The organism is Microbacterium thalassium (assembly GCF_014208045.1).
GTDB classification, from domain to species: Bacteria; Actinomycetota; Actinomycetes; order Actinomycetales; family Microbacteriaceae; genus Microbacterium; species Microbacterium thalassium.
The window spans coordinates 430,260-456,117 of the sequence record NZ_JACHML010000001.1; the positions used below are offsets into that span (position 1 = coordinate 430,260).

Annotated in this window: 20 protein-coding genes and 2 pseudogenes; 12 read left to right on the forward strand and 10 right to left on the reverse strand. The window is 71.6% G+C overall.

Annotated features, from left to right (window positions below; all coding sequences use genetic code 11):
* Positions 1-24: 24 nt before the first annotated feature.
* Entirely contained in the window at positions 25-876 is an 852-nt protein-coding gene (locus HD594_RS01955) for an SGNH/GDSL hydrolase family protein (protein WP_184749335.1), read from the reverse strand.
* Between the two features lie 177 nt (positions 877-1,053).
* On the opposite strand from HD594_RS01955, the gene HD594_RS01960 reads away from it, so the two are divergent.
* Positions 1,054-2,040 carry a pirin family protein gene (locus HD594_RS01960; RefSeq protein WP_184749336.1) on the forward strand — a complete coding sequence of 329 codons (987 nt, stop codon included), beginning with the start codon at positions 1,054-1,056 and terminating at the stop codon, positions 2,038-2,040.
* A 64-nt stretch (positions 2,041-2,104) separates the two neighbouring features.
* On the opposite strand, the gene HD594_RS01965 is transcribed toward HD594_RS01960, so the two are convergent.
* Positions 2,105-5,008, reverse strand: coding sequence for a S8 family serine peptidase (locus HD594_RS01965; protein ID WP_184749337.1), 2,904 nt, complete (start codon positions 5,006-5,008; stop codon positions 2,105-2,107).
* Positions 5,009-5,243: 235 nt separating this feature from the next.
* On the opposite strand from HD594_RS01965, the gene HD594_RS01970 reads away from it, so the two are divergent.
* Genes HD594_RS01970 through HD594_RS01980 form a run of 3 tightly spaced genes read left to right on the forward strand, consistent with a single transcriptional unit; the run spans position 5,244 to position 8,537 of the window.
* Positions 5,244-5,789 carry an ECF transporter S component gene (locus HD594_RS01970; protein WP_184749338.1) on the forward strand — a complete coding sequence of 182 codons (546 nt, stop codon included), beginning with the start codon at positions 5,244-5,246 and terminating at the stop codon, positions 5,787-5,789.
* Between the two features lie 58 nt (positions 5,790-5,847).
* Complete coding sequence (locus HD594_RS01975; protein WP_184749339.1) at positions 5,848-7,692, forward strand: ABC transporter ATP-binding protein; 1,845 nt, start codon at positions 5,848-5,850, stop codon at positions 7,690-7,692.
* Positions 7,689-8,537 (forward strand): energy-coupling factor transporter transmembrane component T family protein, encoded by an 849-nt coding sequence (locus HD594_RS01980; RefSeq protein WP_184749340.1) that lies wholly within the window; start codon positions 7,689-7,691, stop codon positions 8,535-8,537. Before HD594_RS01975 ends, HD594_RS01980 begins: the two co-directional genes overlap by 4 nt.
* Positions 8,538-8,609: 72 nt before the next feature.
* On the opposite strand, the gene HD594_RS01985 is transcribed toward HD594_RS01980, so the two are convergent.
* Positions 8,610-9,773, reverse strand: a complete 1,164-nt coding sequence (locus tag HD594_RS01985) for an acyl-CoA dehydrogenase family protein (RefSeq protein ID WP_184749341.1) — start codon at positions 9,771-9,773, stop codon at positions 8,610-8,612.
* A 95-nt stretch (positions 9,774-9,868) separates the two neighbouring features.
* Complete coding sequence (locus HD594_RS17610) at positions 9,869-10,906, reverse strand: M15 family metallopeptidase (protein WP_184749342.1); 1,038 nt, start codon at positions 10,904-10,906, stop codon at positions 9,869-9,871.
* A 122-nt stretch (positions 10,907-11,028) separates the two neighbouring features.
* Between HD594_RS17610 and HD594_RS01995 the strand changes: the two genes are divergently transcribed.
* Positions 11,029-12,105: an Rv2578c family radical SAM protein gene (locus HD594_RS01995; protein WP_184749343.1), complete on the forward strand. Its 1,077-nt coding sequence runs from the start codon at positions 11,029-11,031 to the stop codon at positions 12,103-12,105.
* A gap of 71 nt (positions 12,106-12,176) precedes the next feature.
* Positions 12,177-12,776, forward strand: coding sequence for a hypothetical protein (locus HD594_RS02000; RefSeq protein WP_184749344.1), 600 nt, complete (start codon positions 12,177-12,179; stop codon positions 12,774-12,776).
* Between the two features lie 57 nt (positions 12,777-12,833).
* On the opposite strand, the gene HD594_RS02005 is transcribed toward HD594_RS02000, so the two are convergent.
* Positions 12,834-13,745: an alpha/beta fold hydrolase gene (locus tag HD594_RS02005; protein ID WP_184749345.1), complete on the reverse strand. Its 912-nt coding sequence runs from the start codon at positions 13,743-13,745 to the stop codon at positions 12,834-12,836.
* Between the two features lie 69 nt (positions 13,746-13,814).
* Between HD594_RS02005 and HD594_RS02010 the strand changes: the two genes are divergently transcribed.
* On the forward strand, positions 13,815-14,480 hold the full coding sequence (locus HD594_RS02010; RefSeq protein ID WP_184749346.1) for a TetR/AcrR family transcriptional regulator: 666 nt from the start codon (positions 13,815-13,817) through the stop codon (positions 14,478-14,480).
* 17 nt (positions 14,481-14,497) lie between these two features.
* Here HD594_RS02010 and HD594_RS02015 read toward each other — a convergent pair whose 3' ends face one another.
* Positions 14,498-16,453, reverse strand: a complete 1,956-nt coding sequence (locus HD594_RS02015) for a DEAD/DEAH box helicase (RefSeq protein WP_184749347.1) — start codon at positions 16,451-16,453, stop codon at positions 14,498-14,500.
* 376 nt (positions 16,454-16,829) lie between these two features.
* Between HD594_RS02015 and HD594_RS17895 the strand changes: the two are divergent.
* Together HD594_RS17895 and HD594_RS02025 are read left to right on the forward strand one after the other, a co-directional pair.
* Positions 16,830-17,402 (forward strand): annotated as a pseudogene (locus tag HD594_RS17895) (hypothetical protein); the annotation flags it as partial.
* A 125-nt stretch (positions 17,403-17,527) separates the two neighbouring features.
* The gene (locus HD594_RS02025; RefSeq protein WP_184749349.1) at positions 17,528-18,157 is read left to right on the forward strand and encodes an antibiotic biosynthesis monooxygenase; all 630 of its coding nucleotides are present in this window, start codon (positions 17,528-17,530) and stop codon (positions 18,155-18,157) included.
* A gap of 780 nt (positions 18,158-18,937) precedes the next feature.
* On the opposite strand, the pseudogene HD594_RS02030 reads toward HD594_RS02025, so the two are convergent.
* From HD594_RS02030 to HD594_RS02040, 3 genes and pseudogenes are all read right to left on the reverse strand, one after another.
* Positions 18,938-22,096, reverse strand: a pseudogene (locus HD594_RS02030) (efflux RND transporter permease subunit); the annotation flags it as partial.
* Between the two features lie 120 nt (positions 22,097-22,216).
* On the reverse strand, positions 22,217-22,603 hold the full coding sequence (locus HD594_RS02035; RefSeq protein WP_184749351.1) for a fluoride efflux transporter FluC: 387 nt from the start codon (positions 22,601-22,603) through the stop codon (positions 22,217-22,219).
* Positions 22,600-23,013, reverse strand: coding sequence for a fluoride efflux transporter FluC (locus tag HD594_RS02040; RefSeq protein ID WP_184749352.1), 414 nt, complete (start codon positions 23,011-23,013; stop codon positions 22,600-22,602). Before HD594_RS02040 ends, HD594_RS02035 begins: the two co-directional genes overlap by 4 nt.
* A gap of 196 nt (positions 23,014-23,209) precedes the next feature.
* Between HD594_RS02040 and HD594_RS02045 the strand changes: the two genes are divergently transcribed.
* A complete protein-coding gene (locus HD594_RS02045) occupies positions 23,210-23,371 on the forward strand; it encodes a hypothetical protein (RefSeq protein WP_184749353.1) in 162 nt (53 codons plus the stop codon).
* Between the two features lie 79 nt (positions 23,372-23,450).
* On the opposite strand, the gene HD594_RS02050 is transcribed toward HD594_RS02045, so the two are convergent.
* Positions 23,451-24,224: a MerR family transcriptional regulator gene (locus HD594_RS02050; RefSeq protein ID WP_184749354.1), complete on the reverse strand. Its 774-nt coding sequence runs from the start codon at positions 24,222-24,224 to the stop codon at positions 23,451-23,453.
* A gap of 155 nt (positions 24,225-24,379) precedes the next feature.
* Here HD594_RS02050 and HD594_RS02055 point away from each other — a divergent pair, with 155 nt between their 5' ends.
* Entirely contained in the window at positions 24,380-25,249 is an 870-nt protein-coding gene (locus tag HD594_RS02055; protein ID WP_184749355.1) for a DUF4097 family beta strand repeat-containing protein, read from the forward strand.
* Positions 25,249-25,857 (forward strand): PadR family transcriptional regulator, encoded by a 609-nt coding sequence (locus tag HD594_RS02060; protein WP_184752439.1) that lies wholly within the window; start codon positions 25,249-25,251, stop codon positions 25,855-25,857. The genes HD594_RS02055 and HD594_RS02060 overlap by 1 nt, the downstream gene beginning before the upstream one ends.
* Position 25,858 lies beyond the last annotated feature (1 nt).

The following is a 25,858-nucleotide window of genomic DNA, read 5'->3' on the forward strand; positions in this document are numbered from 1 at the left end:
GGGGCCCCGCGTGCAACCGCACGGTCAGCGCTGGCGCCACACCGCCGCGGCGAGCGCGTACTGGCCGGCGACGTTGATGTGCAGGCTCGAGTCGTAGAGCACCGGCAGCCCGATCACGCCGTGGAGCCACGGCGTGCGCGTGTCGCACAGGGAGTGGCCGGCGAACGCCGCCGCGACATCGACGTACTCGACGCGATCCGCGGCGTCCAGCGGGTTCGTGACGTTCTCGATGACCGCGTTGAGCGAGGTCACCGCATCGTTGGCCAGCACCTTGACCGTCGGTGTGATGGTGACCTTCTGGCCGCCGAGGGCGCCGATGGAGCACGAGCTCCCGAGCTTGCCGAACAGCAGGGGATAGCCGGTCACGAGGATCTTGGCGCCGGGCGCCGCGACCCTGATCTTCGCGATCGCCCCAGCCAGACCCGCGGCCACGCCCGGCAGCTGTCCGGCGGCGATCCCGAGCGCGACCTGGCACGGACCGCCCGGCAGGGTCGGGTCGGGGTCCGCGTAGCACGTCAGCAGCGTGTCCTGCCACGCCAGGTCGTTGACGCCCGCCGTGATCGTGACGTACTTCGTCGCAGCCCCGAGCTTGCCTTCGGCGATGGCCGCGTCGATCTGGCCGCCCGCGCCTGCGAGGTCTGCGGTCGTCGCGCCCGAGCACGCATAGGACTCCATGCGGAGGATGAGCGGATACGAGAACCTCGACCGCTTGCAGTCCTTGTCGACGTAGGCGAAGTTGCCCGTGCCGGACGCCTCGGAGTCGCCGAAGGCGACCTTCGAGACGCCGGCTGAGCCGGCCATCGCGGGCGGCGCCGCGGCGAGCGCCGCCACCCCCAGTGCGAAGGCCGCGATGAGCGAGATGACGCGCTTGTTCATGATTCCCCTTCGAATCCGGATCGACGACCCCAGAGCGCGCCGACTCTGTGCGAAAGCTACACCCTCGCCGGGAGTCCTCACCAGCGTGTGCGCCCGATCCGCTCCGCTCGCGGCCTCGGCGCGGAGTCGTCCCCCTCGCACCGGCGTAGCGTGATCCCGAGAGACCGGAGGTGCGGCATGACCAGGCTGGACGCCGACAGCGCCGAATCCCTCGAGGCCGCCGCCGAGTGCGACGGCCCGCGGAGCGTGCTGCTCGAGGCGCGGGAGGTGCCGCTCGGCGGGGTCCGGGCGATGTCGGTGCGGCGCGCGCTGCCCCAGCGCGACCTGCCGCTCGTCGGCGCGTGGTGCTTCCTCGATCGGTTCGGACCCCAGGTCGCGAGGATGCGCGTCGAGCCGCATCCGCACGTCGGCCTGCAGACGGTGACGTGGCCGTTCGTCGGCGAGGTGCGCCACCGGGACTCGCTCGGCAGCGACGTGATCGTGCAGCGGGGAGCCCTGAACATCATGACCAGCGGCGCCGGCATCGCCCACTCCGAGTACTCGGTCGGGGATGACGCCGTCCCCCTCGACGCCCTGCAGCTGTGGGTCGCCCTGCCCGAATCGCGCCGGAACGGCGCGGCGGACTTCGAGCGGCACGAGAACCTGCCGGTGCTGCCGCTCGCGGCCGAGGCGGGCGCGCCCGGTGACGCGATCGTCGTGGTCGGCGAGCTCGGCGGCATCCGCTCCCCCGCCACGATGCACACCCCGATCGTCGGGGCCGAGCTGCACATCCCCGCCGGTGCGCGCGTGCGCGTGCCGCTTCGTCCCGACTGGGATCACGCGCTGCTCGGCGTCGCGGGCGACGCGCGCGTGATCGGGACGGATGCCGAGGACCGCGCCGGCATCGGCGCCGACCTGCTCTATCTCGGGCGCTCGCGCGAAGGGATCCTGCTGGAGAGCGACGAGGCCGCGACGCTGTTCCTGCTGGGCGGCGAGCCGTTCGCCGACGAGATCGTCATGTGGTGGAACTTCGTGGCGCGCTCGCACGACGAGATCGTCGCGGCGCGCGAGGCATGGGAGGCCGGAGGCGACCGGTTCGGCCGTGTCGTCGCGCACGGCGACGAGCGCATTCCGGCGCCGCCGATGCCGGCGGTGCGCCTCACGCGCCGCCGCCGGCGCATCTGATCCGGCATCAGACACGAAGAGGGCGCCCGGGCCGAAGCCCGAGCGCCCTCCCTCGTGTGCGGGACTACGGCACGTCGACCGAGACCACGGTGCGCACGTCGGAGTCGCCGTACTGGACGACACCGAGGTAACTGCCCGAGTTCAGGCCCGTCCACGACAGGCCGTAGTTCGTCGGCATACCCTTTTCCACGGGGAGCGGGTTCGGCGTCGCGGTGAGGTCGCCCACGCCCGCGCCGCTGACGATGCCCGAGGTGAGATCCCACGTGAACGGGGCCTCGTACGAGTACACGTGCGCCTCGATCAGGTAGGTTCCCGCCGTCGGCGTGACCAGCTGCACGGCCTCGTCGGCCGAGCCGCTCGCCGAGTACCACATCTCGTAGTAGCCCCAGTCCTCCGGCCCGACCACGCGGTAGACGAACAGATCCATGTCGGATCCGCTGTCGTCCGCGGAGTCGATGGCCCAGCGGGCGAGGTCGGTGCCCTCCGGGACCTCGACAACGTAGTAGCTGTAGCCGCCGTCCGCGGCACCGGTGGTCTCGTCGCCGGCGACCAGCAGCTCCTCCGGCGCGAGGCCGGCGAGGTTGAGGTCGAGCGAGCCGCTGACACCCGGGGTGATCTCGATCTCGACCGACCCGTCGGTGCCGGTGCCGTCGACCCACTCCGGCGCATCCGCCGTGACCGGGTAGATGGCGATCGGCGATCGCACCTCGGTCGCGCCGGACGTCCACGTGAGGAACCCGGTGCTCCAGGCCTCGACCGCGGCCGTGTCGTTCTCGAAGCTGATCGTGAACGACTTCGACTCGCCCGCGGCGGCGAACTCCAGCGTGCTGGGCTCCACGACCGCGTCGATGCCGGGCAGATCCACCGCAGCGGTGAACGTCCCCGCCTGCGTCGCGGTCACGGTGCGCGTGACCGTCTGCGGGCCGGCGAGTGCACCGATGCCGATGGAGGCCAGGTTCAGGTCGCTGGCGTCGATCGGCTCCACGCCGAAGTCCGCCAGGCCGAGACCCTGCAGGTACTGCGCCCAGTCGTAACCCGCGCTCAGGTACAGCAGACCCGGCTCGAAGTACTTCGTGGGGTCGACGTGGCCGGCGCCCTGCGCGAACGGATCGGTGTTCTCCGAACCGTCTGCGTTCACCGAGTTGTACGCCGTCGTCATGAGCGCGGACTTGACCTCGCTCGGCGACGCCAGCGGACGCTCACCGAGGTAGAGCGCGCCGAGGCCGGCGACATGCGGCGACGACATCGAGGTGCCGGACTTGAAGCCCCACGTCGCCTTGTTGCTCTTCGTGTCGTGCTCGGCCGCGAGGATCGCGACGCCGGGGGCGGTGACATCGGGCTTGATGACATCGCTGCCGTCGGCGAGCATCGGGCCGCGGCTCGAGAAGCCCGCGATCTGCGGCGTGGGCGTCACGACACCCGTGGTGTTCTCGCCGACCAGCGTGAGCACCGCATCCGGGTTGCCGGCGACGTAGCCGAGGAGCGCATCGCGGTACGTGTCGGCGATGTGCACCGTCGGCACCGAGTGGAAGTCGTTGTCGAGCGAACCCGGCGTGACGTTCACGAGCACCATGCCGATGCCGCCCGCCGCCTCGACGGTCGCCGACTTCGCCACACGGGCGATGACGCCGCGGTCGCAGACCACGATCTTGCCCGCGGCCTGGGCCGGGTCGATGGTGCCTTCGAAGCACATCGCGGCCTCGGTCTCATCGGCGCCGGCGGCGGGGATGTCACCGGCGTAGACCGCGTCAGCGGTGATCGACTCGCCGAACGGCACCGTCACCGACGCGCCGGCGGCCTTCTCGTCGTTCCACTCGACGGTTCCCTCGTAGGTGGGGATCGTCGAGGCCGCGACCGTCATGTACCACGGCGATGCGTGGTCGGCCGTGGCGTAGTCCGGGCCGGAGTTGCCCGCACTCGTCGAGACGAACACGCCCGCGAGGGCCGCGTAGAAGAACGAGATGTCGTCCGGACCGAGCACAGTCGTGGCCGAGCCGCCGCCGATCGAGTAGTTGATCACGTCGACGCCGTCGGCGACCGCCTGGTCGATCGCGTTCAGCAGGTCGCTGAGCGCGCAGATGTCGTCGGCCGTCGAGAACACGTCGGGTCCGACGTAGCACGCCTTGTACGCGGCGACCTTGGCGGCCGGGGCGACACCGGAGATCTGACCGAAGTCGATCCCCTCGACGCTCGCGTCGACGCCGAAGTTGCCGGCCGCCGTGCTCGCGGTGTGCGAGCCGTGGCCGTCGGCGTCCAGCGGCGACAGGAAGTCGTACGAGAAGTCGAAGCCGGCCGCTGCGGCGCCGCTGGAGAAGTAGCGGGCGCCGATGATCTTCGTGGAGTAGTCGGTCTTCCTCCACTTCTGCCCGACGATCAGCTCGGAGCGGAACTGGCCGCCGTCGGCCTTGTCGAACACGATCTCGGTGCCGTCGATGTAGGGCTCCGAGCCGGCCTTCTTCTTGAGCTTGTCGCCCGCGAAGGAGGGGTTCTCGGCCGAGATGCCGGTGTCGATCACACCGACGACGACGCCCTCACCGGCCGCGTCCGTTCCGCCGACCTCGTCCCACACGCCGCCGGTCCCGTCGGGGAAGGCGCCGAGACCGAGGAACTCGGTGGACGGCACGGCGTCGGGGTGGCGGATCTCGTCCGCGTAGACGCCGAGCACGTTCTTGTCGGCGCGGAGTTCGGCCACCTGCTCGCCGGTCAGATCGGCGCTGAAGCCGTTCAGGGTGATCTGGTAGCCGACCGACACATCGGCGCCGACGTCATCGGCGAGCTTGCGCTGCTCGTTCTTGAGGTGCGCGATGTACTTCTTCGAGTTCGTCGACGACGCGTCGAGCTGCTTGCCCTTTCCGGGCTTGGTCGGCGCGATGCCCGCCTCGCCGCCCTCGTAGCCGGCGAGCGGCGCGTCCTTCAGGACGACGATGTAGTGACCGTCGGCTGCGTCGACGGGGATGGGTGTGTTCACCCCCTCGGGAGCAGCTCCGAAGCTGGCAGAAGCGGTTCCGGCGAACAGCGCGGCGAGTGTGACGACCGCGGCTGCACGTACCGAATTTCGACCCATGTATGGCCTCCATGCCGGGGGATGTGCAACAACAATGCGTTCTGGGGACGCACAATGAAAGCAAACCTAACTCACAGCATGTGTCCAGAAAATAGGCGATTGTGAATTTCTTGTGACGGGCGAAGATAACATTGAGCGCATGGCGCAAAGGTCCCGTTTCTCAACGAGCACTCTGCTCATCTGCGCGGCGATCGGGGTCGCGACGGGTGCGCTCCAGGCCGGCGCCGGCGCCCTCGGCGGCGTGGTCTCGGCGGCCGTGCCGCTGCTCTACGGCCTCGTGCTCGGCATCCATGTCCTGCCCGGCGTGATCGCGCAGGAACTCCTGCGCCGGCCGTGGGTCGCGCTGCTCACGCACCTCATCGCGGCGCTCGTCGGCGCCGCGTTCGTGCCGGTGTGGATTCCGCGGTACATCGGCACCGCGCTGCTGATCGGCGGACTGCAGGAGGGCATCGCGGCGCTCGGCCGCTATCGCAAGTGGGAGCCGTGGCGGTTCTTCCTGTCGGCGATCATCATCGGCGCCGTCATCGCCGCCGCGATCTGGTTCGCCGCGGACGTGTCGCGCTTCCCGGTCTGGGGGCAGATCGTCTACGTCGCCCTGTTCCTGCTCGGCCCGGTCCTGTGGACGGCGGCGGGCCTCGGCATCGGCGCCGGTCTGCGCCGCGCGGGGGTCGCGCGGCGCGCGTGACGCCCGCGCCGCACCGGACGCTCGTCCCGCGCCGCGGCGCTTCGGCTACCGTGGATTCGTGGCCGCACCCGAGCGCGACTCTCCCACGGCGGCGACACCGGTCGACGCGCCGCTGATCCGCGCGCACGACGTCGCGATCACCCACGAGGGCCGGTCACGGCCGCTCCCGGCATCCGTCTCGTTCGTCCTCTCGCCCGGCGAGGTCGTGCTCGTCCTCGGACCGAGCGGATGCGGCAAGTCGACGCTGACCCTGGCGCTGAACGGGCTGATCCCCCACGCGATTCCGGCCGAGGTCACGGGCACCGTCGAGGTCGCGGGCCGCGACACCTCGGCCACGACCGTCGCCGAGCTCAGCACGCACGTCGCGATGGTCTTCCAGGACCCCGACGCGCAGCTGGTGACCGGCACCCTCCTCGACGAGGTCGCGTTCGGACCAGAGAACCTGCGGCTGCCGGTGCCCGACGTACTCGCCCGCAGCGAGGACGCGCTGCGCCGCGTCGGCCTGTGGGAGCGGCGCGACGAGAACCCCGACCGGCTCTCCGGCGGCGGGCGCCAGCGCCTCGCGATCGCGTGCGCCCTGGCGATGGGCTCGCCCGTCCTGGTGCTCGACGAGCCGACGGCGAATCTCGATCCGCGCGGCATCGAGGACGTGTACGCGGCGCTGGCCGACGTGGTCGCCGGGACGGACCGCGCCATCGTGCTCGTCGAGCACAATCTGGACGCCGCGATCGGGCTCGTGGACCGGGTCCTCGTCCTCGACGCGAGCGGACGCGTCGTCGAGGACGGAACGGTCGACGCGGTGCTGCGCGCGGATGCCGAGCGACTCCACGCGCTGGGCGTGTGGCTGCCGACCTCGGCGCTCGCGGCGCTGCGCCTGCGCCGCGCCGGGTACGGTCTCGACCCGCTGCCGTTGACGCCGGCGGAGCTGCGGGCCTCGCTCGAGGCGCAGCAGCCGCCGCACCCGGTGCCGCCCGCGTCGACGAGTGACCGCGCGGGCTCCCGGGCGGAGCCGACGGGGTCCCGGGCCGACCATTCGGCGCCCCGGGCGGAGCCGGAGACGCCGAACGGGCGTCAGCGCGATGACGCCCCGCTCATCAGCGTCACCGGCCTCACCGTCGACCGCTCGCGGCGACGCGTGCTCGAATCCATCGACCTGAGCGTGCACGCCGGCGAGTTCGTCGCGATCGTGGGAGCCAACGGCGCCGGCAAGACCACCCTGCTGCAGGCGATCGCCGGCGTCCGCCGCCCTCCCCGGGGCACCGTCGTCGTCGACGGGCTCGACGTCCACCGCGCCGACGCCCGCACGCTGTCCTCGCGCATCGGATTCGTCTTCCAGAACCCCGAGCACCAGTTCGTCTCGCACACGGTGTTCGACGAGCTCGCCCACGGCCTGCGGCTGCGCCGCGTGCCCGAGCCGGAGGTGCAGGAGCGCGTCGCCGATCTGCTCGGCCGCTTCGGGCTCGAGGAGCGGGCCCAGACGCATCCGTTCCTGCTCTCGGGGGGCGAGAAGCGCCGGCTGTCGGTCGGCACGGCGCTCGTCGCGGGGGCGACGCTGCTGGCCCTCGACGAGCCGACCTTCGGTCAGGACCGTGCGCGCGCCGACGAGCTGCTGGGGCTGCTGCGCCGCCTCAACGCCGACGGCACGACCATCCTCATCGTGACCCACGACATGCAGCTCGTCACCGAGCACGCCGATCGCACGGTCGTCCTCGCGGAGGGGCGGATGCTGCGCGCGGGGCCGACGGCCGAGGTGTTCGCCGACGACGAGCTGGTCGAACGCGCGGGCCTGCGTCCGCCGCCCCTGCGGCGAGCGCTGCGCGGCCTCGCCCGCCACCCCGAGCTCGCGGGCATCGCGCGGCTCGCCGATCTGCCCGGTCCGGTCGGCGCGGAGGCGGGATCGTGACCGGCGGCGGACCCGTCCTGTCGGTGCAGGCGACGCATTCGGGCATCGACCCGTACGCCGAGCGCGTCGCCGCGTCGCCGGTGCGGTTCCTGCACCGCCTGAGCCCCATCGCGAAGCTGGCGGCACCACTGCCGGCGATGCTGCTGCTGGTGGTGGTGCGCGACCTCGCGACACCGCTGGCGTTCATCGCGCTGAGCTACGCCGTCGTGCTCGTCGGGGCGAGCGTGACCCGCCGGGTCGTCGCGGTGCTGGTCGCCGTTCCGCTGGCGGCCGTGGTGATCGGCCTGGGCTTCTCCATCTGGACGGATGCCTCGCGGGTCGACCAGTCGATCGTGGTGTGGCAGCTCGGCGGCTGGACGATGTACGGCGGGGCGCTGGCGGTGGGGCTGGCGACCGGTCTGCGCATCGCGGCGATCGCCTCGCTGGCCCTCATCGTCGGACTGTCGACGACGGGCCCCGACCTCGTGCGCGCGAGTGTGCAGCAGCTGCGGGTCCCGTACCGGATCGGCTACACGGCGCTGGCCGCGCTGCGCTTCGTGCCGCGCTTCGGGCACGAGCTCGACGTCATCCGGCAGGCGCACCGCGTGCGCGCCGCGCACGGCGGTCGCGGGCCGTTCGCGGCGATCGCCCGGTGGTCCGGATACGTGATCCCGCTGCTCGCCGGCGCCATCCGGCACGCGGAGCGCGTGGCGCTCGCGATGGACGCCCGCGCCTTCGGCGCGCACCGGGACCGCACCGAGCGGCACCTCGTGCCGTGGCGTGCGCGGGACACGGTCTTCACCGTCGCGTTCGTCGCGGCGTCCGCGGCGATCTTCTGGGCCCTGTTCCCCTGGGGACTGGGCTGAGGGCCGAGACGACGGATGCCGCGACCCGCGGCCCCTGCGGGTCGCGCGTCGCGGCATCCGCGGTGTCGTGCGCTACTTGCCCTTGACGATCTCGCGGCTGACGATGTCGCGCATGATCTCGTTCGTGCCGCCGTAGATGCGGTGGACGCGGGCGTCGAGGAACGCGCGGGCGATCGGGTACTCGGTGATGTAGCCGTAGCCGCCGTGCAGCTGGACGCCCATGTCGAGCAGCTCCCACTCGCGGTCGGTCGCCCAGAACTTGACCTTCGCGGCCTCCTCGGCCGTGAGCTTGGCGTCCTTGTAGAGCATCATCGCGCGGTCGATGTAGGCCCACATGACGTCGACGGTCGTGGCCATGTCGGCGAGCTTGAAGCGCGTGTTCTGGAAGCCGGCGATCGGCTGGCCGAACGCCTCGCGGCTCAGGGTGTAGTCGCGGGTCCACGCGAAGGCGGCCTCACCGGCGGCCGCGGCGGCGACGCCGATCGACAGGCGCTCGAGGGGCAGGTTCATCATGAGCTGGATGAAGCCGAGGCCCTCCTTGCCGCCGATCAGGTTCTCCTCGGGCACGAACACGTCACTGAACGACAGCTCGGCGGTGTCCCAGCCGTGGAAGCCCATCTTGTCGAGCTTCTTGCCGTGGTCGAAGCCCTCCATGCCGTCCTCGAGGATGAGGAGGCTGAAGGCGTCGGGCCGGTTGCCCTCGCCGGTCTTGACGAAGGTCACGACCATGTCGGCGGTCTTGCCCGACGAGATGAACGTCTTCGCGCCGTTGACGATGTAGCCGCCCTCGACCTTCTTGGCTGTCGTCTTGATGCCGCGCAGGTCCGACCCGGTGCCGGGCTCTGTCATCGCGAGGGCGCCGAGGATCTCGCCGGTCGCCATGCCCGGGAGCCACTTCTGCTTCTGCGCCTGCGTGCCCATGTGGGCGATGTACGGGACGGCGAGGTCGTCCTGGATGCCGAGGGCGCCCGCGAGCGAGCCCTGGCCGGCGCCGATGACCTCTTCGAGCACGATCGAGCGGAAGCGGTAGTCCTGCAGCATGCCGGCGCCGCCGAACTCCTCGGGCACCGACAGGCCGATGATGCCGGCCTCTCCCGCGGCGAGCATGGTCGCACGGTCGACCTCGCCGTCGGCATCCCACTGCTTGCGCTTGTCCTCACCGGCGTAGCGCTTGATGAACTCCTTGACGACGTCGCGGAACGCCTCGTGGTCCTCGTCGTAGATATCGCGCTCCATGTGCGCCGTCCTCTCATCCTCGAGTCTTCGCGGAGAATGCGATGGCATTCAATCCCGTGAACCATGGTACTCAGTTTCGGGCTGGACGGTTGCTGTCAGCCGTCGTAGTGGGGTGCCGCGGGCAGTCCGAAGAACTCCTCGAGCGTGGTCCAGCCGCCGTCATGGTACGCCTGAGCCAGCTGCGGCCCGACGTAGCGCAGGTGCCACGGCTCGGGCACGTACCCGGTGACGTCGGTGCGCCCCTGCTCGTAGCGCACGATCCAGCCGTAGCGCCACGCGTTGTCGACGATCCAGTCCCCCTGCGCGGTCGCGGCGAGGTCGTCGATCGTTCCGCACCATCCGTCGCACGCGACGACGTCGGCGGCCAGCCCCGACTGGTGCTCGCTGTACCCGGGACGCGCGCTGACCAGATCCGCGCCGTCGACGCCGCGGGCCGACACCTGACGCCCGTACGAGCCCTGCTGCGTCTGGTACGACCGGAACCCGCTCTGCAGGGCGATCTCGCCGACGCCGTCCACACGGGCTTCGGCGACCATCGCGTCGAGGGCGGCCGCGGCATCCGCTCGCAGCGCTCCTCCCTCGAGACTGCGGACGTCGCCCGGGAGGGCGAGCGACGCCGGGCGGTAGTCGATCGGGTCGTACGGACGATGCTTGTTCACCACGACCCACAGGCGCGCGGCGTCATCCAGCCGGATGCACGCCGCACCTCCGGAGACGACGGCGGCGCGGAACGCCTCTCCCCCGCCCGCGCGCTCGATCGCGGCCACGTCGTCGCCGGCGGCGAGCGCGTCTGCGACCCCGTCGAGCGCGCAGATGTCGCCCGTGGCGGCCTCGCCGGTCATCGAGGGGACGGGGATCGCCTGAACGACCTCGGGGAGCGGCAGCGGCTCGTCCCCGGCTTCGTCGCCCAGGCGCACGTCGGCGGCGAGCGCCGGGCCGGTGAGCGCCGCCGCGACGGCCGCGCCGGTGCCGACGACGAGCGTCAGCGCCACGAAGGCGGCGAACCCCGCGGCGATGCGCGACGCACGGCGGGCTCGCGCATGGCGGACCGGCGACGCGGTCACGTCCAGCAGCGCGTCCGCGCGTGCTGCGCGGCGCGTCGTCGGGCTCGCGGCGGGTCGGGGGTCCGTCACACGGCCATTGTCCCCGGCCCGGCGCGGAATCGCGACCGGCCGGGGCGGGGTGTCGGATCGGAGCGTTCGATAGAGCGCCGCCTTCTGTTGACGAACATTCGTTTCTATGTTCGACTGTGAGCATGCGTTGGCAGGGACAGCAGCTCGGGACGACGGATGCCGCCGCGCTCCCGGGCCTGGAGCAACTCAACGCCCTCGTGCGCTCGGTCACCACACCCGAGTTCGCCGACGTGACGTTCCACGAGGTCCTGTGCAAGTCCGCGCTGAACCACGTGCCCGGCTCGTCCGCGATGCCCTTCGACTGGACGATTAACCCGTACCGGGGATGCACTCATTCGTGTTCTTACTGTTTCGCCCGGGGAACCCACGAGTACCTCGAACTCGACGCCGGGCGAGACTTCGACACCCAGATCATCGTCAAGACGAACATCGAGGACGTGCTGCGCAAGGAGCTCGCGCGCGGCAGCTGGCAGCGCGAGCACGTCGCCCTCGGCACCAACACCGATCCGTACCAGCGCGCCGAGGGCCGATACCGTCTCATGCCGGGCATCGTCGGCGCCCTGGCCGAGTCGGGCACGCCCTTCTCGGTCCTCACGAAGGGCACGCTGCTCCGGCGCGACCTGCCGCTGCTGCGGGATGCGGCCTCCGCCGTCGACGTCTCACTCGCGATGTCGATCGCGGTGTTCGACGACGACCTGCAGAAGCTCGTCGAGCCGGGGACGCCGAGCGCTGCCGCGCGACTCGAGACGGTGCGCGCGGCGACCGAAGCGGGGTTCGGCGTGACGGTTTTCCTGATGCCGATCATGCCGCACCTGACCGACTCCATCCCGCACATCGACCACGCCCTCACGCGCATCAAGGAGTCCGGTGCGGTCCGCGTGGTCTACGGGCCGCTCCACCTCCGGCCAGGCGCCAAACAGTGGTTCTTCCAATGGCTCGAGACCCACCGGCCCGAGCTCGTCTCGTCGTATCGCGGGCTGTACCCGGGCGCTGCGGCGAACGCCTCGAAGGCGTACCGCTCCTGGCTCGCCAAGCGCGTGCGGCCGCTCCTGCGCGTGCACGGTCTCGACGGACGGGAGGAGGACGACGCGCCTCGCCGCGCGCGGCCGTCATCGGCCTCGGAGGCCGCCCGCTCCCGCATCGTCACGACATCGCGCGGACGGGCGGCGGGCGGTGGCGCGCCGGCGATGCTGTTCTGACCGGCGTCCGCAGCGGCCGCCGCCGGCGAGCGCGTGGGCGTGGGCGTGGGCGTGGGCGTGGGCGTGGGACGATGGGACGGGAGTCCCCGATGTACGTCTTCGCCTACGCCTCGCTGCTGAGCCCCGCATCCCTGGCCGCCACGCTGCCGGGGATCGACCCCGCAGACTGCGTTCCCGCATGGTGCGGTGACCGCGAGCGCACCTTCTCCGTCGCGTTCCCCAACGACGGCTCCGAGCCCGACAAGGAGTACCGCGACGTCTCCGGCGAACGACCCGAGATCGTGCGGTTCTGCGATCTTCCGCCCGCGCCCGGGTCACGCGTCAACGGCATCTGCATTCCGGTCGACGATGCGAGGCTCGCTCGCCTGCGCCGTCGCGAGCTCCGCTACGACGAGGTCGCGGTCCATGCGGACGTCTCGGCGTATGCCGACGGGCGCATGTTCGAGCGCGACGTCGTCGCCTTCGTCGGCAGCGCGCGCTACCGCGCCGCGCCGGAGGACCCCGGAGTCGTCCCGCGGTCGTATCTCGACACGGCCCTCACGGGCGCTCGGCACTGGGACGCGGTCGCTCCGGGATTCCTCGCGGACTTCCACCGGACGACCCTCATGCCCGATCCCGGCCAGGTGGTCGCGCTGACCCGCATCGACCGTGAGGACCGCTCTCGGGACTGACCGGGCCCGGGAAGCGGGCGCCGGTCGACGATGACCCCGAACCCGCTGCCGACCGCTTCAGCGGCCTCGCCCCGTCGGCGCCTCGTCGAGCACGACCTTCGTCCCCACCGCGTCGGGCGCGACCAGATGCGCGACGGCCGCGTCGAGGAAGGCGTCCGACCGCACGAGGCGCGCGTGCCAGCCGCCGTCGGTGTCGAGCACCGCGGCACCGGGAAGCGCCGACCGCACGCGCAGCGCCTCGCTGTGCGGGATCACCCGGTCGCCTGCGTCGTGGGCGACGAGGGTGCGCACCGGCGAACGCAGCGGGTGGGCGACGGCCGACAGACGGGCGATCGGGTCCTGCCCCGGGAAGTACCGGCGGGCGAACAGGTCGCGCATCGCGGCATCCGCCTGCTCGTCCATCCCCAGGCGGTCCGCGAACACGTCGAACACCGCCGCGGCGTCGGCCGGCGCCGATGCGGTCACGACGCGCCGGACCTGCACACCCTCGGCCGCCGCGACGAGCGTCGCGAGACCCCCGAGGGAGTGTCCGACCAGACCGTGCAGGGCACCGTGACGGGCCTGCACCGCGCGGATCGCGTCGAGCCAGTCGACGAGCGAGGTCGCGCGACCGGGCGCGTCGCCGTGGGCGGGCATGTCGACGGCGACGACGCGGAACCGCTCGGCGAGGAGCTCCCGCACGAGCGGGGCGAACTGGCTCGCACGGCCCTGCCAGCCGTGCACCAGCAGCACCACGTCGGCGCCGTCACCCCACTCGTGCACGTGGACCCGCGCACCGCGGCCGCGGATGCCGGGGATCGCGGCCTCCCAGAGCCGCGCGCGCTGCATCGTCGGCGCGTCGGAATCGAGGACCGGCATCCGCCGCCCGACATGCATGAAGAGGGGAAGCGCCAGCTGCGCGGCGAAGGCCGGCGACACGGCCGATGCCGAGGCCAGCGTGCCCCGCACGGCCTGGAGGGTGGCGTTCATGATGACTCCAAACTGTACGAACGATCGTGCGTCCTTTCTAATACGAACGATCGTACGTACAATGGCGTCATGGCGCAAGAGCTGATCGACGGACGGCGCGCCCGCGGCGACGAGACCCGGCGGGTGGTCCTCTCCCACGCGCTCGACCTCGCCAGCGTCGAGGGCCTCGACGGCCTGTCGATCGGCCGCCTCGCCGAAGCGTCGGGTCAGAGCAAGAGCGGCGTAGCAACGCTGTTCGGGTCGAAGCAGGGACTGCAGCTCTCGGTGATCGACGCGGCGCAGGCGGTGTTCACGCGAGAGGTGATCGACGCGGTGCGCGAACGCACGCCACGGGGACTCGACCGCGTCGTCGCGCTCGTGACCGGCTGGATCGACTACTCGCGCGGGCGCATCTTCGCGGGCGGATGCTTCTTCTCTGCGGCATCCGCCGAGTTCGACTCGAAGCCCGGCCCGGTCCGAGACGCCGTGATGGCCGCCCTCGACACGTGGGAGTCGTACCTGGCGGCGTCCCTGGCGCACGCGGCGCCCGAGCTGCCCGACATGACCGACCCGGCCCAGGTCGCGTTCGAGGTGACCTCGGTGCTCGCCGCCGCCAACACGCGCTCGCTGCTGCACGACAGCGACGAGCCCTACGCCCGCGCCGCCCGAGCCGTCCGCGACCGGCTGCGCGGGCTCGGCGCGGACGAGGCGAAGCTCGCTCCCCTCACCGAGCAGGCGGATGCCGCCCGGCGCTGAACGGCACCGGGCGGGGTTCAGCCCGCGGTCGGGTCGACCTGACGCCCGCTGAGCTCCTCGAGCACGTCGTCGCCGACCGCGGCATCCTCGAACGGCGCGTCGATCTCGGCGCGGTCGAGCAGCTCGGCCATGCGGCGCCGGCGCTGGCGCGTCACGAGCGTCACGACGGTCCCGGCGCGACCGGCACGGCCGGTCCGGCCGGAGCGATGCAGGTACGTCTTGTACTCGTCGGGCGCGTCGGCCTGCACGACCAGGTCGATGTCGTCGACGTGGATGCCGCGTGCGGCGACGTCGGTCGCAACGAGCACCCGCACCTTTCCGCTCGTGAGCTTCTCGAGGTTGCGCGTGCGCTTGGCCTGGTTGAGGTCGCCGTGGAGTGCGAGGGCCGGGACGCCGGCATCCTCGAACTGCTCCGACAGCATCTCGGCGTACGCCCGCGTCCGCGCGAAGACGAGGGTCTTGCCCTCGCGATCGACGAGCGAGGTGAGGATGTCGGGCTTCTGACGGTGGTCGATCACGAGAACGCGGTGATCGATCGTGCCGGAATCCTGGTCCTCGCCGGCGACCTCGTAGACGGCCGGCTCCACGAGGAACTCGTCGACGAGAGCCGCGACCTCGCGGTCGAGCGTCGCCGAGAACAGCAGCTTCTGGCTGCCGTCCTCGGTCAGGCGCAGGATCCGCTGCACCGGCTCGAGGAATCCGAGCTCGCACATGTGGTCGGCCTCGTCGAGCACCGCGACGCGGATCTCGGACAGGTCGAGCTTGCCCTGCTCGTGCAGATCCTCGATGCGGCCGGGGGTGCCGATGACGATGTCCACGCCCTTCTTCAGAGCGCCGACCTGGCGCGCCTGCGGGACGCCGCCGTAGATCTGCGTCGTGAACAGGCCGACGCTGCGCGCGATCGGCTGGATCGTGCGGTCGATCTGGAGTGCGAGCTCGCGGGTGGGCGCGAGGATCAGGGCACGGGGAGCGCGGCCGAACTCGCGCTTCTTGCCGGCCTGTGCGCGCAGGATCGACTCCACCAGCGGGGCGCCGAACGCGATGGTCTTGCCCGAGCCGGTGCGGCCGCGGGCGAGCACGTCGGCGCCGTCGAGGATCGGGCCGACGGTCGCCGCCTGGATCGGGAACGGCGTCTCGGCGCCCATGTCCGCGAGCGTGCGGACGATGTTCTGTCCCAGCCCGAGGTCGGCGAACGTCGTGCCCGAGACCTCGTCGGCCTGGATCGCCCGGGCCTGCAGACGCTCGTGCACGACGTCGACGTGCTCGTCGTGCGCGCGCGTCGCGCCGGGCTTCGCGGTCCAGTCGGCGCGGCTCGGCCCGTCGCCGCGGCGGGGGCGGTCGTCGCGGCGCGGACGCTCATCGCGACGAGCGCGATCCTCGTAGCGGCCACGGTCGTCCCGGCGCGGACGATCCTCGTACCGCGGACGCTCATCGCGACGCGGACGGTCGTCGCGACGCGCGCGATCCTCGTACCGGCGCTCGTCCTGACGCGGACGGTCGTCCCGGCGCGGGCGGTCCTCGTAGCGGCCACGGTCATCCCGGCGCGGACGATCCTCGTACCGCGGACGCTCATCGCGACGCGGACGGTCGTCGCGACGCGCGCGATCCTCGTACCGGCGCTCGTCCTGACGCGGACGGTCGTCGCGACGCGGGCGGTCCTCGTACCGGGCACGGTCATCCCGGCGCGGACGATCCTCGTACCGGCCACGGTCGTCGCGGCGCGCCCGGTCCTGACTGCGGATGGCGCGCGCCTCGTCGCGGCCGGCCTTCTCCTGGGCGCTCCAGCGACGCTTCGGAGCGCTCTCGGCCTGCTCGGCGCGATAGCCGCGATGGTTCGGGCTCTTCGAGCCCGCCTTGCCCGCCGACGATTCGCCGGGGCGGCGCTTGCGGTCCTGATAGGAGGTCTTCGCGGCGTAGCGCGGCTCGAAGTTCTTGGCGGCTCGGCCGCCCGCGGGCTTCTTGTTCTTGGGCACGGGTGCGTCCTTCTCGGGTTCTCTGGCACGAGAACAGCGTCCGAGCGCACGCCCGGACAGCCCGGACAACCGTCGGCCGGGGGCCATTCCTGTGATGGTTCATGCGCGCCGATCGGCGCTCACCATCGGCCCCCTGGACTCACAAATCTCCGCGCCCGTACGACGCGGCGTCCTGAGCCGACGATCCAGATTATCGGCAGATCCTGAGAGTCGGCAGATCGCCTGCGTCGCCCGGCGAGGATACGATGCTCCCGGTACGAGCGCCGTCACAGAGCCGTCAGCAAGGGGGGAACCTGCGGGTGTCGACGACGCTCGCTTCGGGATTCCGTGCCGGACGGTCTCGTGCGGAGCGAGCCGTCGACCCCGCGGAACAACGATGACAACGTCGACGATCAGCATCCAGGTTCCGCCCGCCATCGCCCGTCGCGCCGTCGACGTGCCCCGGAAGCGCGCGACGCGCACGCGGCGCCCGCTCTCGCACCGCTCGTTCACGCTCGCCATCAGCAGCCTGGCCTTCGGCGTCCTCGTGGCGGTGCTCACCACGAGCGACCCGTTCTGGTGGCGGCTGCATTTCTCCGAGCTGGGAACCCACGCCGACTTCTCGGGACGCCTGTTCAACACGACCGTGATCGGCGCGGGGATGCTGCTGGCGATGTACGGGATGCTGCTGCGCGCCGACCTGCCCGAGTCGGTCGGCGTGTGGGCCTCGCGCGGCATCCGCACCTCGATCGTGTCGGCGGGTGCGCACATGACGATGGTGGGGCTGGTGCCCATCCCCGTCTCGCCCGCCATGCACGACCTCGCCGCCATGGGCCTGGCCCTGTCGTTCCTCGCACTGGTCGTCTCGGCGCTCGGGATGCGCGGGGTCGCGCGGCGGTTCCGTGCCGTCACCGGCGTCGGCGTGGCCGTCCTCGCGGGCGGGATGACGGCGCTGATCACCGGAGTGGTCAACCTCGCGGCGTACGAGGCCATCGCGTTCGCCACGGTGGCGTGCTGGATCGGCGTGTTCAACCGCACCACCCACGGCGCCGGCGCTCGTGCGGTCCTCACCCCGGCAGCGCCGACAATGGATGCATGGCAGAGCCCGAGTCCCCGCATCCCATCACCGTCGCCATCGAGCGACGCGTCGACCCGGCCCGCACCGTCGAGGCGACGAGCTGGATGCAGGCCGGCACCGACCTCGCTTCGGGCTTCGACGGCTTCCTCGGCTCGGGCTGGGTCCGCGCCGGAGAGGCCAGCGACCTCTGGTACATGCTGTACCGCTTCCGCGACATCGCCACTCTGGAGGCCTGGGAGGGATCGCCGCAGCGATCGTGGTGGCTCGAGTCGGGGCGGGCGTTCGCCCGCGAGGTGAGGGTCGAGCGGCGCACCGGCATCGAGGGGTGGTTCGACGCGCCCTTCGCCCTCGACGTCGAGACGCGCCCGGGCTCGGATGAGACCGCCACATCGCCCGTGCGGCAGCCCATTCCGGCCGCGCCACCGCGCTGGAAGCAGGCGGTGACGATCTGGCTCGGGTTCTTCCCGGTGAACCTGCTGGCGTCGTGGCTGCTCGGCTACGTCCCCGGGTTCGAGGCGCTTCCGCTCGTCGTGCGCGTGCTGATCTCGACGCTCCTGCTCACCCCGCTGATGACGTACCTCGTCCTCCCGGCCGTGACGCGCATGCTGCGGCCGTGGCTGCAGCGGCCGCGACGTCTCGCGGCCTGACGCCGCGGCTCAGCGCTCCTCGTCGTCACCCGGGACGTCGTCGGACTCGTCCGGTCCGGGAGCGACGTCGCCGGCCCCTTCGGGGGCGTCCTCGCCGTTCTCGCCGTCGCGCGCGCCCTCATCGTCGGATGCGCCCTCGTCCTCGGACGCGCCCTCATCCTCGGCCTGCTCGACCTCGGCATCCGCCGCGGGCTCGGACACGTCGTCGGCGTTGCCATCGGCATCCGCATCGGCATCGCCGACGGCATCCGCGTCGGTTTCGGATTCGCCTTCGACAGCAGCGCCCTCGTCCGGCTCCGGCTCCATACTCGACGGCGTGTACGCGCTCGGGGCATAGGTGCCGGGAGTCAGCCTGTCCGCGCCCGGCAGCCGGCGCGGGGCGGGCTCGTCGGCTTCGGCCTCGGACTCACCGGCGTCGCCGCCCTCGACGGCTTCGATTCCAGACTCGTCGGTCTCGTCGGCGGGCGTCTCGACCGCATCCGCCCCCTCGGCGTCGCCGCCGTCGACGGCGTCGCCTGCGGGCTCGTCCTCCGGCGCCTCCGCCGCGTCGGTGTCGTCGTCGCCCGCCTCGGGACCGGGCCCATCGGCCGCCGGGATCGCGCCTCCGTCCACGACGTCGGCGGCGCCCTCGGGAGCGGGCTGGTCGGCGGGCACCTCGATGTCGGGCGCCTCCTCGATCGTCGGCACCTCGACGTCCTCCGCGGTCGCGACCGCGACCGTTCCCACGGCGGCGGTGGCGGCGGCCGCGGCCGCCAGGCGACGCTCGCGACGGGTCTCGAACACGGGCTCGGCGCCATCCGCCTCGACGGGGCCGTCCTGGGCGGTCGCGCCCTCGAGCTCCGGCGAGTCCGCGGTGCCGGCCTTCGCCGCGCGACGAGCCTGCCGGCGCTCCTTCGCCCCCTCGACGAGGTTGTAGAGCGTCGGCAGCACGAGGAGCGTCAGCACGGTCGAGGACACCAGTCCGCCGATGACCACGATCGCCAGCGGCTGCGAGATGAACCCGCCGTGTCCGGTGATCCCGAGGGCCATGGGCGTGAGCGCGAAGATCGTGGCGAGCGCCGTCATGAGGATCGGGCGGAGTCTGCGCGCGCCGCCGGCGATCGTCGCGTCGTGGGCCGACAGCCCCTTCTCGCGGTACTGGTTCACGAGGTCCACGAGGACGATGGCATTCGTCACGACGATGCCGATGAGCATCAGCACGCCGATGAGCGAGGCGACGCCGAGCGGGACGCCGGTGACGATCTGCAGCAGGATCGCGCCGGTCGCCGCGAAGGGCACCGAGATCAGCAGCAGCAGCGGCTGGCGCAGCGACTTGAAGGTCGCGACCATCACGACGTACACGATGAGGATGGCCGCCAGCAGCGCGAGCCCCAGCTGCGAGAACGCGTCCTGCTGCTGCGACACGACACCTCCCAGGCTCGCGCGCGCGCCCTCGGGCAGGTCGATGTCGGTGAGGGCCTCGTCGACGGCGGCGGTGGCGGCCGTGAGGTCGTCGGTCGAAGGCGTGACCGCGACGGTCGCGGTTCGCTGTCCGCGCTCGGTCGTGATCGACGTGGGGCCCTCGGCGACCTCGACCGTCGCCACGTCCTGCAGCTCGACGGGGCCGGTCGCGGTCGGGATCGTCAGCTCGCGCAGCTCGTCGAGGCTCACGGGCGTCTCGGATGCCGCGAGGTACACCGTCAGCGCGGTGTCGTCGATCTCGACGGCGCCGACGGACTGGGGCCGCATCGTGTTCGACACCAGGGCTCCGACCGCGACCTCCGACAGGCCGCGCGACGCGGCCTCCTCGCGGTCGACGGTGACGGCGATGTACGGCAGCGACGCGGAGAGGTTGCTCGAGACCTGTGCGACGCCCTCGGATCCGGTGACGGTCTCGACGACGACGTCGGTCGCCTCCTGCAGCGTGGACGAGTCGGGCGCGGTCACGCCGATCTCGATGTCGCTGGACCCGAAGCCGCCGCCCGAGGCCGACACGGTGATCTCACCGGCGTCGTCGAGGTCGGCCATGGCCGCGATGACCTCGTCGCGCAGGGCCACCTGATCGACGTCCTCGGCGGTCGTGATCGAGTAGGTGATGCCGCTGCCGCCGCCCGAGAAGGCGTCCGCGAGAGCGGAGCCGCTCGTGCCGATCGAGGCCTGGACGGTCTCGATGCCGTCGATGTCCAGCAGGACCTCCTCGACGCGCTCGGCGGCGGCCTCCTCGGCCTCGAGGCTCGGCGCCGCGCCGATGTCCTGGGTCATCGTGAAGGTGTTCTGCCCCGAGTCGCCGAGGAAGTTCGTCTTCATGAACGGCGCCGCGGCCACGGTTCCCGCCAGCACCAGGACCGCGAGGATGAGCGTGATCCACGAGTGGCGCAGCGTCCAGCGCAGCACGGGCAGGTAGCCCTTCTGCAGGAACGACGGCGGCGCCGCGGGGTCCTCGGGGTCGACCTGCTCGCCCGCCTCGTTCAGAAGGGGCTTGCCGGGCTTGAGGAACCAGTACGCCAGCACCGGGACGATCGTGAGCGCGACCAGCAGCGACGCGAGCATCGCGATCGTGACGGTCAGCGCGAACGGGCGGAAGAGCTCGCCGGTGATGTCGCTGACGAAGGCGATCGGCAGGAACACCGCCACGGTGGTGATGGTCGACGACGAGATCGCGGTGGCGACCTCGCCGACGCCGCGCAGGACCGACTTCATCTTGTCGGCGTCGCCCACGTAGTGGCGCTTGATGTTCTCGATCACGACGATCGAGTCGTCCACGACGCGTCCGATCGAGATCGTCAGAGCCCCGAGCGTCAGGATGTTGAGCGAGTAGCCGAAGGTCTGGATGCCGATGAAGGTGATGAGCACGCTCGTCGGGATCGAGATCGCCGTCACGAGGGTCGCGCGCACCGACAGCAGGAACAGCAGGATCACCAGCACGGCGAACGCGAGCCCGAGCATGCCCTCGACCGCGAGCGTCTCGATCGACTGCTCGATGTACGGGGCCTGGTCGAACACGATGGTGAACTCGGCGCCGCCGAGGCCCTCCTCGAGGTCGGGCAGGAGCGCCGCGACGCCGTTGGAGACGTCGACGGTGTTGGCCGCGGGGAGCTTGGTGACCGCGATCGTCAGCGCCGGCTCGCCGTTCACGCGCGAGATGGTGGTGACGGGGTCCTTGTCGAGCTCGACGTCCGCGACGTCGCCGATCGTGGTCGCCCCCGCCGCCAGCTGGGCGGCATCCGTCGGAACGAGCGGGAGGTCGGCCAGTTCGTCGACGCTGGTCACCTTGGCGCCGGTCTGCACCGTGAGGGTCTCGTCGTCCTCGGTGACGCTGCCGCCGGGGAACAGCACGCCGTTCTGGTCGAGGGCGTCGGTGATCGCGGTCTGGCTGTACCCCGCCTCGGCGAGGGCCTCCTGGTCGGGGGTGATCGTGACGCGCTGGCCGATTCCGCCGACGATCTCTGCCGCGTTGACGCCGTCGACGTCCTCGAGTTCGGGAACCACGCTGGACTCGAGCTGCGCCTGGATCGTGTCGGCGTCGTCGTAGCCGGTGACGGCGATCTGGATCACCGGGAAGTCGTCGATGCTCGCCGTGATCACCGTCGGCTCCACGCCGTCGGGCAGATCCAGGCGGTTGATCGCCTGCGTCATCTTCTGCTCGGCCGTGCCCAGGTTCGTGCCGTAGTCGAATTCGGCCTGCACGATCGAGGCGTTGGTCGTGCTGGTGGCGGTCGACCCCGCGAGCCCGGGGACCGCCTGGATGGCCGCCTCGATCGGCGTCGAGACGTCGGTGTTGACGACCTCGGGCGATGCGCCGGGGTAGGTGGAGACCACGATGAGCGCGGGGAACTCGATCGAGGGGATCAGTTCCTGCTTGAGGCTGTTCAGCGCGATCCCGCCGAACACGGCGGCGACGATCGTCACGAGCGCGATCAGCGCGCGGTTCTTCAGGCTCAGGACGGCGAGTTTGGACACGGGACGCCTTCGGGAGTCGGTTTGTGCTGTGTGTGCCCGGGCGCGAAAACGCGCGTGCATCGGGCCTTCAGTATTTCACGGTGCCGTCGGGGGTCGGCCCGCGGGCGATCTGCGGACAGCTCAGTCCGCGAGACCGGCGATCCACAGTCCGGTCGAGAGGCCCACGCCGGCGGCCACGACCGCGAGCGCGACCGTGCCGAAGAGGTTCAGCACGGCGTCACGGCGGCGTCGCCGCTGCGCGAGCAGCACCGTCTCGACGCACACCGTGCTGAACGTCGTGTAGCCGCCCAGCAGGCCGACGCCGATCACCTCCAGCGCGCCGGTCGGCAGCACCGCGGTGCCCAGTCCCGTGAGGAGCCCCAGCACGAGCGAGCCCGAGACGTTGATGATGAGGATGCCGCGCGGGAAGGCGCCCGGGACGCGCGTCAGCCACCGGTCGAGGCTGTACCGCAGGCCCGCGCCGACGCCGCCCGCGAGCGCGATCAGGAGCAGCTGCGGGACGTTCACTCGGCGTCCTCCGCGCGCTCGACCTCGCCGGGTGCGTCGACGAGCCGTCGGCCGATGAACAGCCCCATCAGGGCGGCGATGACGCCCGCCACGAGCGACGCGGCCATCAGCGCCAGCCCGATCCACGGTGTCGTGAGCAGCTGGGCGGAGGCGACCGCGAACGCGCTGTAGGTGGTGAACCCGCCGAGGGCGCCGGTGCCGAGGAACGCGCGCAGCGACGCGCTGCGGTCGCCGAGGAAGCCCACGACGACGCCCAGCATGAGCGACCCCGCGACGTTGACGGCGAACGTCACCCACACCTCCGCGGGCGTGTGGATCACGGGGGCGACGATCGCGGCGCGCGCGAGCACGCCCACGGCGCCGCCGGCGACGACGAGCCCGAGCGTGCGGGCGTCGACGGGCTGCGGCATGGGGGCCACGGTACCGGCACCGCCGCCGGCGACTCGACCCGTGCCGGCCCGGCTGTCGCGCGACGGCGGCGGTAGCACCGGCGCATCACGCGCGTCAAGCCCCACCGCCCGCAGCCGGGTGCGGTGCCAGAGTGTTCCCCGTGCTCACAAGGCATCCGGCGCCGAACCCGCGCCGGCGAGAGAAGGAGACATCCGCATGAACCTCGCCCTGATCATCATCATCGTCGTCGCCGTCGTCCTCGCCATCGTCGGAGGGCTCGGCGAGGCTCTCAGCTGGCTGCTGTGGGTCGCCCTGATCGCCGGCATCATCGCGCTCATCGTGCTGCTGTTCAGAGTCATCACCGGCAGCCGGCGCTGACCGACGCCCGAAAGACCAGAAAGCGGATGCCGCGGCCGGGGGGCCTGCGGCATCCGCTCTCTTTCGTCCTCGTCCGGCGTCACAGCCGCTCGGCCGCGTAGACGGCGAGCGCGTCGCGTACGAACTCGGCGCCGTGGGTGCCGCCGGCACTCGTGGCGTAGTTCGCCGCGAAGCGCGGGTCGGCGACGTACATGTCGCCGAGTCCGGTCACGTAGGCCTTCAGCATGTCGGGATCGCCGGACGCGGCGGGCGTCCCCGGAATCCCGGTCAGCCACGCGACGTGGTGCTCGGCGACCGCGAGGGCCTCGTCGCTGTCGGGCGCGGCGCCGCTCTCGGCCACGGCGATCCAGTCGCGCTGCAGCTGAGCGCTGCGCTGCATGAACGCGTCTTTGTCGGATGCGCTCTGGCCGCGCCACCAGCGGTCGCTGTCGGCGTAGGCGTCCTTCCCCCAGCGCTGCTCGACCTCGTCCTTGTACTGCGTGTGGTCGAATCCGTCGAACATCTTCTCTGCCATCAGTCGTTCACCTCCTCTCAGCGCGTCGATGGTGGTCTTCACGGCGGCGATGCGGCGCTCCAGCCGCGTGCGCTCCTGCCCGAGCCACGCGAGGTGATGCTCGAGCGCCGCCTGCTCGTCGGTCTCGCGGTCGACGATCTCGGCGATCTGGCCGAGCCCGAGCCCGAGTTCGCGCAGCAGCAGGATGCGCTGCAGGCGGACGAGGGCGGCCTCGTCGTAGTGGCGATAGCCGTTCGAGCCGATGCGCGCCGGCGGGAGGAGGCCGATGTCGTCGTAGTGGCGCAGCGTCCGGCTCGTCGTGCCGGTCAGCTGCGCGACCTGCTGGATCGACCATTCCATGGCGTTCCTCCCTTCGTCCTGACTCACGGTAGAGGTTGACGTCGCGTCAAGGTCAAGGGGAGTTCCCGCATCGGCCCTGGCAACTCGCGATATATCGTGTTAGTCTGAAGACGCGATATATCGCGAACAGATTTCCCTCACGCAAGGAGAACGACATGACCCTCGAGAAGTGGATCGTCCACCCGGGCGAGACCCGGGTGATCGACCTCGAAACCATCAGCACCCTCAAGGTGGGCCTCGTCGGCGGCCAGATCGACGTCATCGCCCACGACGAACCCGACGCGCGGATCGAGGTCCACAGCGTCACGGTCAAGGACCTCCGCATCGAGGTCACCGGTGACGCCGTCGAGATCGACCACCCCCAGCTGCGCTGGGACAACTTCCTCGAGGTGTTCCGCAACTTCGGCGCCGGCGGCCCGAAGGCCGAGATCAGCGTCGCGGTCCCCCGGTCGGTCGCCCTGAACCTCGGCGTGGTGTCGGCCGGAGCCCTGGTCTCGGGCCTGACGACCGACGCCCGCGTCAACACCGTGTCGGGCGACGTGCTCGTCGACGGTCTCACCGGCGACCTCATCGCCAACGCCGTGTCGGGCGACGTGCAGGCCCGCGGCCTGGTCGGCGCCGTCAACGCCAACAGCGTCTCGGGCGACGTCGCCGTCACGGGTGAGGTCGGCAAGGCGACCGCCGACACCGTCTCCGGATCCGTGCTCATCGATGCGACCGGTCCGGTCCACTCGGTCGGTGTCAACACCGTCGGCGGAGACATCACGATCCGCATGGACGAGGGCCTCGCGGCCAACTACGTCGCCCGCAGCGTCAGCGGACGCCTGCAGATCGACGGCGTGGTCCGCTCGACCTCCGCCATGTCGAGCTACGCCGGCTCCACCGGCGAGCTCAGCGGCTCGTTCGCCGACGTCCGGCTGAACTCCGTCTCGGGCGACCTGACCGTGCTGCGGCGTCCTGCCGAGCCCACCGCCTCCGCCACCGGCGACGCGTCGTCGGCGGCCTCCGGAGGGGAGGACCGATGATGGCCCCGGTCTTCTCCCACGGCGACCTGCGGCTGTACCTGCTGAACCTCCTCGACGAGGGGCCGCGGCACGGCTACGACATCATGCAGGCCCTCTCCGATCGCACCGGCGGCACCTACACCCCGAGCGCCGGCACCGTCTACCCGCGGCTGGCCAAGCTCGAGGAGGAAGGACTGGTGTCCAAGACCGTCGACGGCCGCAAGACCGTCTACGCGATCACCGAAGCGGGCCGCGCCGAAGTCGAGGCGCGCTCGGGTGAGCTCGAGGACATCGAGGACGGGCTCGCCGACTCGGTGCGCCTCATCGCGGACGAGGTGCGCGGAAGCGTGCGCGAGGCGATGAAGAGCCTGCGCGCCGACCTCGCGTCGGCGACGCGCCAGGAGCGCGCGGACGCGCCCCGCGAGGAGCCGGGCGACGACCCGCGCGTGCGCAGCCGCGAGCAGCTGCATCGCGCGGACGCGGCGGTCAACGACTTCCGCGTGCGCGTTCGCAGCGACCTGCGCACGTTCGTGTCGCAGGGCGGGCAGCTGGCCGACACCATGGTCGACGAGCTCGTCGGCGACCTCGACCGCATCGCCCGCGACGTCACGCGCGCGCTGCGCGGCTGAG